General features: G+C 67.3%; 14 protein-coding genes and 1 pseudogene. 3 read left to right on the plus strand and 12 right to left on the minus strand.

What is annotated here, in order from left to right; translation table 11 throughout:
• Positions 1-57 precede the first annotated feature (57 nt).
• Positions 58-579 carry a MarR family winged helix-turn-helix transcriptional regulator gene (locus ABT078_RS32630; RefSeq protein ID WP_351234188.1) on the minus strand — a complete coding sequence of 174 codons (522 nt, stop codon included), beginning with the start codon at positions 577-579 and terminating at the stop codon, positions 58-60.
• A gap of 32 nt (positions 580-611) precedes the next feature.
• Here ABT078_RS32630 and ABT078_RS32635 point away from each other — a divergent pair, with 32 nt between their 5' ends.
• Positions 612-2801: an MMPL family transporter gene (locus tag ABT078_RS32635; RefSeq protein WP_351234190.1), complete on the plus strand. Its 2190-nt coding sequence runs from the start codon at positions 612-614 to the stop codon at positions 2799-2801.
• Between the two features lie 201 nt (positions 2802-3002).
• On the opposite strand, the gene ABT078_RS32640 is transcribed toward ABT078_RS32635, so the two are convergent.
• Both ABT078_RS32640 and ABT078_RS32645 read right to left on the minus strand, forming a co-directional pair.
• Complete coding sequence (locus tag ABT078_RS32640; RefSeq protein ID WP_351234192.1) at positions 3003-3836, minus strand: PIG-L family deacetylase; 834 nt, start codon at positions 3834-3836, stop codon at positions 3003-3005.
• A gap of 657 nt (positions 3837-4493) precedes the next feature.
• A complete protein-coding gene (locus tag ABT078_RS32645; protein ID WP_351234194.1) occupies positions 4494-4964 on the minus strand; it encodes a DIP1984 family protein in 471 nt (156 codons plus the stop codon).
• Positions 4965-5410: 446 nt separating this feature from the next.
• Here ABT078_RS32645 and ABT078_RS32650 point away from each other — a divergent pair, with 446 nt between their 5' ends.
• A complete protein-coding gene (locus ABT078_RS32650) occupies positions 5411-5665 on the plus strand; it encodes a hypothetical protein (RefSeq protein WP_502981420.1) in 255 nt (84 codons plus the stop codon).
• 2 nt (positions 5666-5667) lie between these two features.
• Here the strand turns inward: ABT078_RS32650 and ABT078_RS32655 are convergent, their stop codons facing one another.
• From ABT078_RS32655 to ABT078_RS32675, 5 genes are all read right to left on the minus strand, one after another.
• The gene (locus ABT078_RS32655; protein ID WP_351234197.1) at positions 5668-6300 is read right to left on the minus strand and encodes a DUF2461 family protein; all 633 of its coding nucleotides are present in this window, start codon (positions 6298-6300) and stop codon (positions 5668-5670) included.
• A 368-nt stretch (positions 6301-6668) separates the two neighbouring features.
• The gene (locus tag ABT078_RS32660) at positions 6669-7163 is read right to left on the minus strand and encodes a hypothetical protein (RefSeq protein WP_351234199.1); all 495 of its coding nucleotides are present in this window, start codon (positions 7161-7163) and stop codon (positions 6669-6671) included.
• A 47-nt stretch (positions 7164-7210) separates the two neighbouring features.
• Complete coding sequence (locus ABT078_RS32665) at positions 7211-7672, minus strand: hypothetical protein (RefSeq protein ID WP_351234201.1); 462 nt, start codon at positions 7670-7672, stop codon at positions 7211-7213.
• Positions 7659-10001: a site-specific integrase gene (locus ABT078_RS32670; RefSeq protein WP_351234203.1), complete on the minus strand. Its 2343-nt coding sequence runs from the start codon at positions 9999-10001 to the stop codon at positions 7659-7661. The genes ABT078_RS32665 and ABT078_RS32670 overlap by 14 nt, the downstream gene beginning before the upstream one ends.
• Before the next feature lie 146 nt (positions 10002-10147).
• Positions 10148-11407 (minus strand): tyrosine-type recombinase/integrase, encoded by a 1260-nt coding sequence (locus ABT078_RS32675; protein WP_351234205.1) that lies wholly within the window; start codon positions 11405-11407, stop codon positions 10148-10150.
• A gap of 80 nt (positions 11408-11487) precedes the next feature.
• Here ABT078_RS32675 and ku point away from each other — a divergent pair, with 80 nt between their 5' ends.
• Positions 11488-12330, plus strand: a complete 843-nt coding sequence (gene ku / locus ABT078_RS32680; RefSeq protein WP_502981421.1) for a non-homologous end joining protein Ku — start codon at positions 11488-11490, stop codon at positions 12328-12330.
• Here the strand turns inward: ku and ABT078_RS32685 are convergent.
• The 4 genes and pseudogenes from ABT078_RS32685 to ABT078_RS32700 form a co-directional block, all read right to left on the minus strand.
• A complete protein-coding gene (locus ABT078_RS32685; protein ID WP_351234207.1) occupies positions 12304-12672 on the minus strand; it encodes a DUF6233 domain-containing protein in 369 nt (122 codons plus the stop codon). The two genes, ku and ABT078_RS32685, sit on opposite strands and share 27 nt — an antisense overlap.
• 13 nt (positions 12673-12685) lie before the next feature.
• Positions 12686-12898 (minus strand): LexA family protein, encoded by a 213-nt coding sequence (locus ABT078_RS32690; RefSeq protein ID WP_351234209.1) that lies wholly within the window; start codon positions 12896-12898, stop codon positions 12686-12688.
• 13 nt (positions 12899-12911) lie between these two features.
• Complete coding sequence (locus ABT078_RS32695) at positions 12912-13280, minus strand: DUF8825 domain-containing protein (protein WP_351234211.1); 369 nt, start codon at positions 13278-13280, stop codon at positions 12912-12914.
• Positions 13281-13888: 608 nt separating this feature from the next.
• Positions 13889-14065, minus strand: a pseudogene (locus ABT078_RS32700) (helix-turn-helix domain-containing protein); the annotation flags it as partial.
• Positions 14066-14264 lie beyond the last annotated feature (199 nt).

The following is a 14264-nucleotide window of genomic DNA, read 5'->3' on the forward strand; positions in this document are numbered from 1 at the left end:
CGCACGACGGCGGAGCTCAAGCGGGTAACGGGAAGGTCGTGCCATGACTCGATCCTTTCACGAAATCGAGTCTCCATTCGAGCCGGGGCGATTCAGTTCGACGTGGGCCTTCATGGCTTGGGCGATTGCATCGGTGAACCGGGCGATGACGTCGAGTTCGTGAGCATCGAACTGATCGAGGATCGCGGTGGTGGACTCGCCCAAGGGGCCGAAGAAGGACAGGGCGGTCCGCATGCCTTCCTCTTTGTAGCGCAGCCGTACCTTGCGGTGGTCGTCGGCGTCTTCGCGGCTTCGGCGTACATGACCGGAGGCTTCGAGACGGTCGATGAGGTAGCTCGTCCCTGCAGATGACAAGTGCAGGTGACCTTGCAGCTCGCCTGGCGTCAAGGGAGTGCCGGCACCCTCAGCCGACATGATCGCCACTAGCGCGAACAGGTCTACTGGGCGCAGCTGGTGCTGGGAAGCGAAGGCGTGCGTCAGGCGGGTTGAGTCCGTCCCATAGCGGCGCAGCGCGTCGATGATCCGCCATTGGCGCTGGTCGAGGGGGTCGTCAGTGGGATAGAAGCCGTCGGTTGTCACGGGCACAGGATAGGCGGCGTTATGCTCACAACATGAACCTCTCAGAAACTGAGCGATCTGGGTGGGTGGTGGCCCTCACCCGCTGGTCGATCGCCCACCGGTGGACGGTGATCGTGACCTGGCTGGCGCTGGCGCTCGCGGGGGCCGCCGCCGCGCAGGCGGGCAATCGGCTGTCGTTCGCCTTCGACCTGCCCGGGCAGCCTGCATACGAGACCAATCAGCGCATCACGGGCTCGTTCGGTTCGGGCGGCAGCAACCCGCCTCTGATAGTCGTCGCGCGCCTTCCCGACGGCGGCCTGTCCTCGCTGCGGGCGCAGGGCGAGTTGCGGGTCCTCGACGAGCGGGTGCGGCGTGCGGTGCCGGGGGCCAGGACGGCTTCGGCTCTCAGCGACCCCGCCAGCGCAGCGTCATACGTGTCCAAGGATGGCCGCACCACTTTTGCCATGGTCTATCCGGTCCCTGATTTCACCAGCGCCGACCCCTACACGAAGGCTCTTCCCGCCCTCGACGACGCGCTCTCGGCAACCCGGGTGGGCGGCGAACCGGTGCGCATCACCGGCGCCTCCGTGCTCGCGGCCGGCGGATCCAGCAGCGGCACCAGTGTGCTGGTGGAGACCATTGTGGCCGGGGTGGCAGCCCTCGTGGTCCTGGCGATCGTCTTCGGTTCCCTGCTCGCGTTGCTGCCGTTGCTCATCGCGGCAGTCGCCATCCCGACGACCTTCGTCGGCATCTACGCCCTGACCTACGCCACCACCATGTCCACTCTGGTGCAGAACATCGTGGCCCTGGTCGGCCTCGGCGTCGCGATCGACTACGCCCTGCTGGTGGTCACTCGCTGGCGCGAGGAACGCGCCGCCGGCCGCTCGAACCGCGACGCGGTCCTGACATCCGCGTCGACCGCGGGCAGCAGCGTCGTCTTCTCCGGGATCACCGTTACCGTCAGCCTCGCCGCCCTGGCTCTGACCAGTGTGCCGTTCCTGCGCAGCATCGGCCTGGCCGGCATGCTCATCCCTCTCATCAGCGTCGCCGTCTCCATCACCTTGCTCCCCGTCATCCTTGATGCGGCAGGCTCCCGCCTGGAATGGCCCCGCAAACGCCCTCCGGCCACGGTCAGCCGCATGTGGACCACCATCGCCGCCTGGGTGGTACGCCATCGCATCGCCGCCACCGCCGGGGCAACGGCCCTCATAGCAGCGTTGATCATTCCGGTGTTCTCCCTCCAGCTGGGCCAGCCGCAGGCCGCAGCCCAAGCCACTACAGCCTCCGCCGAGGCCCGAGCCGGCCTGCAGGCCCTCACCGACTCCGGCATCGGGGCGGGCGTACTGCGCCCCACCGAAGTCGTTCTGCCGGCGGGTCGGTCCTTCACCGCGCCCGACGGCATCACACTCGTCCAACCCGCGGCCTGGAACAGCGACGACATTCATGTCGCCGCAGCCTGGAGCAGCGCCGACGCGTCCACGGATGCGGGTGAGGACGCTCTGACCCAGCTGCAAGCCGCTGCCGACGTCACACCCGGCGCACAGATCGGCGGCTCCCCGGCACAGGACCGCGATTTCATCAACGCGCTCTACGGCAGCAATCTGTGGATCATCATCACCGTCATCGCGGTGGTGACCTTCCTGCTGCTCAGCCGCGTCCTGCACTCCATCTGGCTGCCCGTCAAGGCCCTGCTGCTGAACGCCATCTCGCTGGCCGCTGCATTCGGCGTCCTCACCTTGGTCTGGCAAGAGGGACACAGCTCGACACTGTTCTCCAACCCCGCCACCGGAGCGATCACCCTGTGGGTGCCGCTGGCCGTGTTCGCCCTGCTGTTCGGGCTGTCCATGGACTATGAAGTGTTCATCCTGACGCGCATCAACGAGGAATACGCCGCGGGCCATCCGACCGACACGGCAGTCGTCCGAGGCATCGGCCACACCGGACGCCTGGTGAGCTCCGGAGCCCTCATCCTCGTTTTCGCCTTCGTCGCCCTTGGCGGAGTTCCCCAGACCGACGTCAAGATCCTGTCCACCGGCCTTGCCGCGGGCATCATCCTCGACGCAACCATCGTCCGCGGTGTCCTCGCGCCGGCCCTCGTCTCCCTCTTCGGCCACCTCAACTGGTGGCTCCCCGAGCCTGTGCAGCGACTCCTGCGGATCGCCCCTATCCGCCCGCAGAACCCACATTCCTCCTCACCGTCCAAAGGGCAGCACACCCGCAAAAGCACTTCGCCCATCCAATGACCGTGAAGGGTGCCTCCTCTCCGGCGGAGGCACCCGCAGTGGGCCGAGGCGGGCACGCGTCGACGCCGTCGGCGAGGGCCTGCCGACCTGGTCGCGGGCTGCCGGAGCGGAACCCGCGTGGATAAGTCTCCGGGTGTGTGACGCGCTCGATCGCGCCGTGCGGCCGATGAGCTTTCCTGAGCTCCGCTCCGGATGGGTGGATCAGCGCAGTCCGGCGAAGAGATCGTTCTCGGGTACGGCCGCGCCGGTGGCGTCCTGGACACGTACGAAGGTCTCCATGCCCATCAACTCGCCGAACCTCTCCTTGCCCATCTTGAGGAAGAAGATGTTCTCGCCCTGACTGGCGTGCGCGGCCAGCGCGTCGAACTTCTGACCGCTGAACGCGGTGGTGTCCACCCACGTGGTGATCTCATCGTCGAGGAGGCCGATCTCGGCCATCGCGGCGGCCTCGGCAGGATCCGGCTCCGGCATGTCCGGATGAAACTCGCGCATGATCTCCCCGAACCGCTGCATCCCTGAGCGGGGCATCGTCGTCCAGTACACCTTCGGCGTCAGCTCGGTCATCTCCAGCGCCGCCATCGTGATGCGGTGGGCCTGGATGTGATCGGGGTGGCCGTAGAAGCCGTTCTCGTCGTAGGTGACGACCACATCAGGTCGGTAGTGCCGCATGAGTTCCGCGAGTCGGGCCGCGCCTTCCTGTACGGGGGTCTGCCAGAAGGACCCGGGGGCGTCGTTGCTCGGCCAGCCCATCATCCCGGAGTCGGCATAGTCCAGCATCTCCAGATCGCTGACCTTCAGGACGTCACGGCTCGCCTCGAGTTCTTGACGGCGCATCAGGGCGACCGCCGCCGGATCGTGCCCGGGATCGCCCGGCTTGACACCCCCCGGTCCGTCACCGCAACCGCCGTCGGTACACGTCACGAGAACCGTGCGGATGCCTTCCGCCGCGTACCGCGCGAGGACCCCTCCGGTTCCGGTGGCCTCGTCGTCGGGGTGGGCGTGTACTGCCATGAGCGTCAAGGGCCGGTCAGTCATGAAACAGTCCTCCTGCAGAAATACGTCTTGGTCCGGCTGCGCGGCGGGCGTACCGCTCCTGGGGCCCGGATCCTGGTGGGGCGGACGACCCTGTGGTCTCCGTGTTCCCCGCCCGTGCGGCGCCGGTCCCTCGGTTGATGCAACCGTGCCGGCCGGACCGGCTGTTCCCGGCGCGGCCGCTTGGCCTTCCAGGCGTCGGCGTTTCAACGCGAACGAGGTACAGGCGCGACCATTGTCCTGTCCCACTGCGTCTGGCGTGTGGTGGGCTGCTGACCTGCGCGGTTGCCAGGTTGTTTGAGAGCGCCAGTGGCCAGCGCTCTCAAACGACCTGGACTTCGCGGAAGTCTCGTTCGTGATAGATGGAGGGAGCGCCGTCAAAATCGCCAACGGTATCCGTCGCAGATCGCCGTCTCCGTGGTGCTGCGATGTGGAAAGCCCCGAACCCGCCCTCGCCGCCTCGGATCTGCACGTGGTGATGTGCTGTGCGATGTGCACCGTTACCTGTACGCGGTACTGAGCTGCACTGTTAAATTGGGGAGTCGAACCCCCGCGTTGCTCTTCACGCGCCAGGAGTGGGCTGGAAAACCGCCAGCCCTCGGTGTGTGCACGCCTCCGAAGCTGCTACCTGCTCCACATCATCCCAGCTTGCTGGACTACTCAGTCCAGCAAATCGACCTCCCAGTTCGTACGCTGGATCCGCACATCGACCTCGCGGATCTCCCGCGCGAGGGCATCCGCCTGACCGCGCAGTTCCGCGACCGGAAGCGCAGAAAGCATCATCAGCTCGGACCGGAGCTGCCGGCCGTATCCCCGCTCGCCCTTACCCGCCGCCGCGTCCGCCGCCGCGGTGACCACAGAGTGACGCAACCGCAGGACATCCCGGCGCGCGAGGGCATCGGTGAGCGTGCCGTCCGGACCCATCTCCACGGTGGCATTGGTCCGATTGATCCGCCGGATCAACGTTTCTAGAGCGTCCAGCACCTCACCGGCCTCAGCCAACAGCTGAGCTGCATCCTCGGCGGGCGTCTCCCCTTCCTGGTACCGCGCACTGCTGACGACACGCGCTCGCAGCTGTTCTACACGGCGCGTCGCCTCCGCACGTTCTGCCAGTGCCTCAGCAAGCTTCACTGTCTCCACCTCCCCCCATCAGCCCGCACGAGTATACGAGTGCGAACCGGCTCATACGGACCTGCATTTTGATCCGCCGCAGCCCTGACCAGCCACTGGAGTGAGAGCGGACAGCCACTCACAGCGCCACGAAAGGGAATCCGACAGCACGAACGAGAACGACTGGGAATCCCCAGTTTCAGCGCGACGGGACATGCATGTCTCAGCGCCACGTCGCGCTGCATACGCCGAGGCTGTGACCTGCGACTTCTCGCGGTGTCTCACGCTGCTTCATCTGCGGTTGTCTCGGCTCGCGGTGCATCCCCGCCAGGTTTGCTGAGGCCGCTCCGGACGGGCAGATCGCTGACCTGCGGTGTCTCACGGCCCGCTATCACCCGGGACGGCTGTGCGGTCGGCTGTGTGGGGGTGCCGTACGGCGGGAAATGCGGAGGTCGTTCTGCCGCCGGATGTTCGACCGCAACATCACGCTGCGCGGGGGCATCGCCCCGGTCCGCCACTGCATTCCCCAACTCCTGCCGGATGCGCTCTCCGGGGCCCTCGATCCGGGGCCCGTCTTCGACGGTGCCGTCCCCCTGGCCGAGGTGCCGGACGGTTATCGGGCGATGGACGACCGGTCGGCGCTGAAAGCGCGCATCACCGTCAGAGTGCGGGGGCCGGCGGCGCGGGTGTGGTTCCTCCCGTGCCGCGTGGCGCCCTCGTGATGTCAGGCGGCCCGCTTCACGTGGCGGACCAGCCACATCAGCAGGGCGTCCAGGTCGGCGGCGGCCGAGAGGACCCGGTCGACCGCCTCAGGGGTGTGCAGCCACTGCTCGCAGCCGAGGGGACGGGTGGCGATCAGCGAACGGTGGCGCAGCAGGTTCGTACGGGAATGGTCCGTCGGATAGCCGCGCGGGGGGCGTTTCATCACGTCCCCGGAGATGTCGTAGCCCTTCTTCCGCACGTCCTCGACGATGGCGGACAGTTCGCGGCCGCTCCCCTCGGAGGCCACGGCTTTGCGGAACATGTCCACCTGGCCGGGATCGGGGTACCACCAGGCGCCCTGGATCTGCAGGCCGTCCAGGGAGAACCGGAGACCGATCTCGATCTTGCGGCCGAGCCGGATCACCGCGCCCTGGTGCTGCCACCACCAGGAGTCGGTGCGGTAGTGCCAGACGGAGAAGTCCTCGTACCGGGGGTCGGTGTCCGCGACCTCGTTGAGCAGGGCGATCATCGGCTGCCGGACCAGGCGTTCGCGGTCCGCGCGGTAGCGCTCGCGGGTCGCGTGGGTCGGTTCGCCCTGGAGCTGCCACAACACGTCCATGGCCTGCTCCGGCCAGCCGGTGAACTGTCCGCGCATGCGCGCAGGTTAGCTCACCCACGATCCGCGCGCCCCGAGAGTGAGACGGGCAGGGAGGCCTAACCCCAGACAAGGTGGGAGGTGCTGCGGCGGGGCTCGCCGGCCAGTTCGATGTGCCGTGCGAGGTGGGCGAGTTCGTCGAGAAGCACGGAGAGTGCAGTCGATATGAAGCGGGCGGTGAGATTGTGCAGCCGAACTTGAGATCCCACAATAGCCTGGAGTCCGAGGGGGCAGGAGGTGTGTCATGCCCCGCCCTGTGTGGTCCGGAGCGATCAGCTTTGGCCTGGTCACTTCTCTGAACTATCGATTGGTACCCGCCGAATGAGCTGTCGAGCTCAGCCATGCCGGTCGGCACGGGCCTCACGACCTCAGCACATCTTCCCGATCTTCAATGCTCGCGCCCGCTCTCCAGCGTTCTCCGGTCGGATTCGCTCGGCCAGGCAGTGCCGGTGGGAGATGATGGTGTGGCTTCCTGGACCGTCGCTGCTGCGCGAATCCAGGACGAGAGCGTCTCCACCTGGGCTCAACGTGATCCGTTCACCACAGAAGTCGCAGCGCCAGGCCAGCGACTCCAGGTCTGCAGGTCGGATGGTGAGCCGCACTGATACCGGCGGATGCCAGCGGTGGATTTGCTCGATCACTGCATCGATCTGTGAACCGATGGGCGGAAAGAGCGCGAGTAGTTCGTCATGGCTGCTCGTGGTCCGGGAGAACTGCTGGATCATGTCGATAGAGGCCGACAGACCGGCGTTCTCGTAACCAACGATCTCAACGACCACACCCCATGGGTGATGGCTGAGGACCCTGGCCTGCACCTTCTGGCCAGGCATAAGCGCCAGACTCTCTGTCTCGAACCTTTCCATGAACCGCTTCCCCATCCTTTAGCCCAGCAGGGCGCGCCTGGTAGCGCTCATGCGCGCGTGTCGTCGATGTCGGAGATGATCACCGCGCTCAGGGCCCGCAAGGCGTCATCGTATTGGTGACGGTCGAACTGGAACGGACCGAATGCCACATAGTCGCGGGTCTTGCGGTGCGGTTGCTCGAAGGCGTCCCAGGTCACCCGGTCGGCTGTCACGGTGATGCGGGCCATGAGCGGCCAGCATCCCCACTCGCCACATTCACAACCGAGAACGGGTGTCTTCGGCCCCATGGCGTTGGTAGATCGTCCGAGGAAGTGGTCCTGCATCGGGCCGAATCGGAAGAACTGCGGGATAAGACCGCCGTAGGCGTCGCCTGCGGGCTGCATCCCGGCCGCGATCTCGAACCCGTCGATCAGCTCGGTGAGTGGTGCTCCGTCGATGCGGGGGGCAATCACGAGTGCGCCGTCGTCGCCACGGTGCTGGCAGTCGAACCGGATCTCATTGCTGGTCATCCGGTGATTGTCTCAGCGAAGCCGTTCTCTCCTCCCGGATAGGTTGAGCTGCGGCCATGCGTGGCATGCCGAGGTTGATCGCCGTGCCACCGGGAGTTCGTCGGTCCATTTGAGCGAGCTTGTCTTCGGCGCCAGCCAGGCTGACCCGGAGTCCTTCGACCTCGCCGAGCCAGCCTTCGCGCTCGGCCTCGGCGATGCGGGCAATGAGGTTGTCACGGATCTCCTCCAACCGGCCGCGCTGGGCCGGGTCCGGCCGGAGGAGCGAGCAACGAACACAAGCGTGTTCGTGGATGCAGGCGGTGCCATAGGCGCGGGCGCAAGTACCGACGGAGAGTTTGCGGCGTTCGAAGTGGCCGAGGAAGTCTTCCCATTCGGCGTCGGTGGGGGTGCGGTACTCCTCGGCGGGGCGCAGGGCTCGCCGGCGGGAAATGAACGCGCGGTGGGCCTCGATGGTCTCGGCGGGGTAGATGGCGTGGTAGCCCATGGTGGTGTTGATGTTGCCGTGGCCAGCGATGGCCTGGGCGATATGAGGTGGCAGGCCGGATCGGATGGCATCGGTAATGAACAGGCGGCGGAAGTCGTGCGGGGTGAAGTCCAGGGGGTGGCCGGTGGAGTCGGTGAGGCCGATGAATGCGAGGACCTCGACCAGCGCTTTGCGAATGAGCTCGCTGCTCAAGCGGGAGTTCTCACCGCCGCGGTCATACTGGAACAACAGAGGTGCCGGCGGGTTCCAGATGCGTTCCTCGTAGTCGTAGGCAGCCAGGAGAGGGATGGCGCCGGTTCGAGGGTCGCGGACGCGGCGGATGATCGCGGCCAGGACATCGGCCAGTTCGGGGCTGACGAGAAGGACGCGTTCCTGGTCCGTCTTGGACGGAGCGATCTGCAGCAGGGGGACAAGTTCGCCGGTGGTGGGCAGCCGATACTGGATCATGGCGTGGTGGTTGATCTCCAGCATCTCCTCGATGCGGGCGCCCGTATGGCGGAGGAACTCCACCGCCGCCCAGGCCCAGAATGCTCGGTGCTCGGCCAGGTCGAAGTAGAGAAGGACCCCGTCCTCACCGCGCGCGGCGGCGCCGGCCGCGTTCATGGTGCGGACGAACACCGCGTCATGAACGATGAAGGTGTCACCCGGCGGCACGGCGAGGAGAGCCTCCAGGCGGGCCAAGTGGTAGCGGTGGTGGTCGGCTGCGGCTTTGGCGAACGACTCCAGGGCCGGGAGCCGTTCTCGGGTCCGCTGATCCATGCGGGCTTTGACCCGCTTGACGCGCTTGCGGTCCGTGGTCTCGGCTTCCTTGATCGGGCACGGCGCCGCCCACGGCCCCCATCGGGCCGGCTCTTCCACCGCCCAGCGTGCAATGTCCAGGTAGAAGGCGCGCACGGCGATGAGCAGCAGGGCCCGGTCGGCGCGCTCGACGACCGTCTCCTCGACGGTGCCGTCCGGGCGTCTACGCCGCTGGACGCGGGTGCGAAAGCGCTCCTTCCAGGCGGTGGCGACCCCGGGCGCCAGGTCGAGGGAGTTGATGCCGGGGTGGTGGCGCTCCAGGTCCGACCAGAAGTTGCGGGTCAGGTTGCGGGCGAGGTTGTCCAGCGTGCTGTAGTCCAGACGGGGCCGGCGTTCCTCCAGGTAGTCGATCAGCAGCTCGCGGATCGGCTCGCAGGCCACGCCGTGGCGGTCGACGAGCTGCTCGCAGCTGAGCTGGCCGGTGACCCGGTGCAGAAATCGAAGCGTCACCGGAGCGTCGGACGGCAAGTTCCCCAGCTCCCGCAGCCACGAGTAGAAGAGCGTGCCACTGCCTCTGTCGAGGCCGGCCTTCCGCAACTCCGCCGCGTACTCGAAGGCATCTCCGGGAGTGATGTCCGCGAGACCTCCGCCCTTGGCGATCATGATCCGGGTCAGGGCCAGGCGGGCCCGGCCGCCTCCCACGGACGCCCAGCGCTTCGGATCAACGATCTCCTCAAGGCGTGAGAGACCCTCAGGATCACGTGTCCGTTCGACGAGCAGGCGCAGATGCACGGTGCGGTATCTGAACTGCCACGTCAGCGGCAGACGGAGCACATCGGCACCGGCCAGCATCAGCAGCCCCGACTGGGTGCTGTTCCACCGCACGTCCGCCACGGTGCTGATCCAGGTATGCCCCTCCTCGGCCCAACGCTCAGGGCCGACGGCCGCCGGGGACGCCTCCCATCTCTCCTGCCAGCTCTCACCGGGAAAGCCCGACAACCAGGTCAGGACCGCACGTGCCCCGCTCTTGCGCTGCCACCGGGTGTGCACCTTCTCCGCCCGGAACGGCGGGCGATCCAGGACGGCGAGTATCTCCTCGATGGGCAAGCACGTCGTTACCCAACGTGTCCCGGCGGATCGAGCCGGGAACTGGGCCTGGGCTTTTCGCATCACGCCGCCCGCGGCCTGCGGAGCGCGCGGCTGATCAGCCGGCCGGATGTGCGCGGCACCGGTCATGTCGTGAACGCGGGCCTTCACCGGGCGACTCCGAACAGGTCGTTGAGCGAATCGGCCCGGTACCCGGCCGCCGGCACTGCAGGGGCCTGGGCCAGCCGGGCCTGGCGCTCGTGGTGGGCACGGACCGCTTCGACGATCTCGTCCCGGCCGGCCGGGAGGTAGATCTGAGTGGTGCTCAGGTGTGCGTGGCCCAGGACCCACTGCACGTCGGTCAAGGCCAGGCCAGGATCACGAGCCATCCGATAGGCGGCCGTGTGCCGCAGGTCGTGCAGCGTCCAGTTCGCCCCGAGCAGCTCATTGGCCCGGTTCAGCATCGCCCGGGCCGCGTGGTAATTCAGCGGCCGAAATGGCCGCCGCAGTGTCCACCACAACGCCTCGTGCCCGCCCCGGGGTACCCCCGCCCGCCACGCCTCGTCCTGATACAGGAGCAGCCACACGAACGCATCCGGCGACGAGGGCAGTTGCTGGAACGCCGCGGTTCCTTTGCGGATTACCCCGAGCAGCTGCTCGCCGGGCAGCGGGTCGCGCTGCCGACTGGTCAGCAACTCGCTTGCCCTTGCCCCGTTCGAGACCCAGAAGGCCAGCAGAGCCCGGTCCCGGTTGTGGCGTAGCGCGGCGAACAGTTCGTTGAAGTTGCCGTCGGGAATCCGCCGCGGCAGGCGGTGGGGGACCGACGGCCGGTAGCGGCCTCCGGCCGACTGCCGGGCCGACCGGCCAGCTGCCGCTGGCAGCCGCCGGCGCTCCCGTGCTGCGGGGAACGGGTTGATGATCGGGCCGGTGCCCTCTTCCAGGTGGAAGGCGTAGAAGGACCGCAGCACGGTCTCGCAATGCGCCCGTGTCGACGTCGAGTACAACCGCCCAGGGCCGGCCCGTCCGGTCACCGCGTTAGGCACGCCCGCCGCTCCCCGAGTCGTCGGCGTGGGCGTCATCTCACCTGAAGCCCGGTGGCGCCAGTGGACCCGGGCGGGTTTCGGCGCGATCTGCATCCACCGAGCGAAGTCCCTCGCGTCCAGCCGCGTCGCCCGGTTCCAATCCACCCCCCACCCCGCCAGGAACCTCCACCACCGCAGCAGGTCCATCCCATACGAACGGATCGTCGTCCTCGGACGCGCGCACGCCTGGAGCTCCGCGAAGAACGCCGTCACGGGGGTGACGACTGCCCCCTCCGAGTCCAGCAGCATGTAAGGCCGCGCCGGGTCCGTCGTCTCCACCAGCGCACCGGTTTGCGGGGGAATGAAGCCCACCAGGTCTCGGGCAGAATCGCCTGTCTCAAGCATGGCCGGGAAGCTAGCAGACACCGCCCCTGACCTGCGAATATTCTCCTCTTAGTTCAGTCAACGGCACGATCCCGATCAAGGTGCTGCCTGCGACCGAGGACCGGTCGGTGCGGTTCCGGCAGGTGCATCTGGAGGACATGGGGGCGATCCGCTACAAGAAGGTGTGCGAGCTCGACGGCAAGGAGCTCAGCCAGGCCGAGATCGGCAAGGGCTACGAGCTGGCCGGCGGCGACACGATCGAGATCACCGATGAGGAGCTGGAGAGCATTCCGCTGCCGACGGCGAAGGCGATCGAGATCGAGGGGTTCGTGCCGGTGGAGTCGATCGATCCGATCCGGATCGCGGACGGGTACTACCTGGCCGCGGACGGCCCGGTCGCGGCGAAGCCGTACACCCTCTTGAGGAAGGCCCTGGAGCGGTCCGGCAAGGTCGCGGTGGCGAAGCTCGCCTTCCACGGCCGCGAGCGCCTCGGCCTGCTCCGCGTCGTCGACGACGCGATCCTGCTCCACACCATGAAGTGGCCGGACGAAATCCGTGACCCGTCCGAGCTCACCCCCAACGCCACCGACTTGGACGACCAGGAGATCGACGGGGCGCTGGCGCTCATGGACACGATGAGCACCGACGCCATGCCCGACCTGCACGACGAGTACCGCGAGAAGCTGGAGCAGGTCATCGCCGCCAAGGTGGAGGGCAAGGAGCCCGCGGCGCCGGAGGCGGAGGAGCAGCCGGCCGGGACGGTGGTCGACCTGATGGCCGCGCTGAACGCCAGCGTGCAGGAGGCGAAGGAGCGCCGCGGCGAGCCCGCGACCGTCCACGAGATGCCGAAGAAGAAGGCCACGGCAAAGAAGACGACGAAGCAGGCCGCGGCCAAGAAGGCGCCCGCGAAGAAGACGTCAGGCCGCAAGCCCCGCAGCGCATAAGTGCAGGATCCCCAGTTCCGAGTCCGGGCGGCAGAAGCGGCAGGCCTCGACTCCCTCGGCCAGTGCCCTGGCCGCCTGCTCCCGGGTGATCTGCCGGGTGCGGACCTGGCTGCCGCCCATGCGGCAGTCGCCGGCGTGCACGCCGATCGGGCTCTGGCCGTTGATGCTGATCTCCAGCGTCCACTCCGGCGGGGGCTGCTGCCGCTCCGCCCTGCTGCGGATCGCCTCCTGCTGTTCGAGGTGGGTGATCCGCTCGCGGACCCGGGCCAGCGTGAGAACGAGGAACGTCTCCAGCACGTGAAGCCGCGGCAGGTCGGGCGGCAGATCAGAAGGCTCGGACATGACGCTGGCCGGCTCAGCTACTCATGCGGCAGGAGCGCCAGCGGCGGCCGCCGCGTGAGATCGCCCCGTACTGCTCCAGCCGCCGCAGGTGATACGCCACGGACGACGGGCTGGACAGGCCAACGGCGCGGCCGATCTCCCGGATCGTCGGGGCCTCTCCGTGCTCGCTGATCCACTCCCGGATGCAGGCCAGGATCTGCTCCTGCCGCTGGCTCAGGTGATCCATCACGACGACGCCCTCACCCTGCTGTCAGCGCAGGCTCTGCGGTCGCCGGCACGGCGTCGGGGTGGTGCTTGAGGGCCATCCGGGCCTCGACCCGCGCCGGGCCCTCGATGGTGGCCCAGTACGGATGGGTCGACACCTCGATGGACAGCTCCCGCACCAGCTCGCGCCGACGGGCGTAGTCCACCTTCTGCTCGTCGGTGTAGCCGGGACTGTCCGCCCGCCCACCGGTCACGACCCCGGTATGCGGGTGCACCTCGCCGGGCCAGCCCTTGGCCGGCACGACCGACCAGGGCAAGGTGCGGCAGAACGCTTCGTACTCGGCCCGGGCCCGATGCAGGCGGAACTGGGCGTCGAGGAGATCCGGAGGAAAGGTATCGGCCACGACCAGAATGATACGCCTGTTCGAATTTATGGAAGAAGCGCGCCCGGTCGAAAGTCACCCGTGTGGGTGTCCTGTGACAGCGCACCTTGAGCGCGTGCCAACGAAGTCTGAGCGGCTCTGTTCGAACGCCTGCACGCTGGCTCTCTCCAGTTGCCGTTGGGGTGTGCTCAGCGCCTTCTGGAAGAGCGGGGAACGGCCCGCTATTCCAGGAGGAGCGCACCATGGCGCAACCGGTAAGCCGGCCAACGATCAGCGCTGAGCAGTTCAGCCGAGTGTGTGACGAGATTAGGAGGACGGCGGGACCCGGGAAGGACGCTCAGTCCATCCGGGACTGTGCTCTGGGCATCGTGCAGACCCTGGGCCTGGCGCTATCCACGGATGACCTGAGCAGGCTCCTCACCGAACTCATGGCCCCTAAGGTGGTCCCACCCCCAGGGAGCCCTCGGTACCTCACCCGCGAGGACATCCCGGACATGCCTGACGAACAGCCAGGAGAAGATGAAGGCCAGGTCAGGTAGACCGGGCCGTCACGCCTGATTACGTCCTCAGCGCCTCGGCGGGCGCCTGGTTCCCAACGCTCATTCTTCGATGGCAAGTGGTCAAGGTTCCCTACGTTGTCTGCGGGAGCGGGCGAGCGTGGTGGGGCCGCCGTTGCGCATGACCTCGCGCGTGATGGTCGAGGTCGGGCGGTCGAGGCGTCTGGCGATCTCCGCGTAGGCGAGGCCGTCGGCCAGTCCCAGCGCGATCTGCTGGCGTTCCTGCTGGGTGAGCCTGCCTTGCGGCATCGCGATCTTTTTCGTGCTTCCTTGGTGCCTCCAGGGTAGCGTTCATCCTCAATCTGTTGCAACGAGTGAAGATCCTTTGTTGCATTAAGCTCCATGGTCTTCGCAACGATTCTATGGCTCTGGCCTGCGTCAACTATGTTCTTTCGCAACAGACTTGTTGCCGGATCTGTGAATGCAACGTAGCTTTTCCAGCATCCGA

Origin of the sequence: Streptomyces sp. NPDC002133 (assembly GCF_040296405.1) — a bacterium.
Lineage (GTDB): Bacteria > Actinomycetota > Actinomycetes > Streptomycetales > Streptomycetaceae > Streptomyces.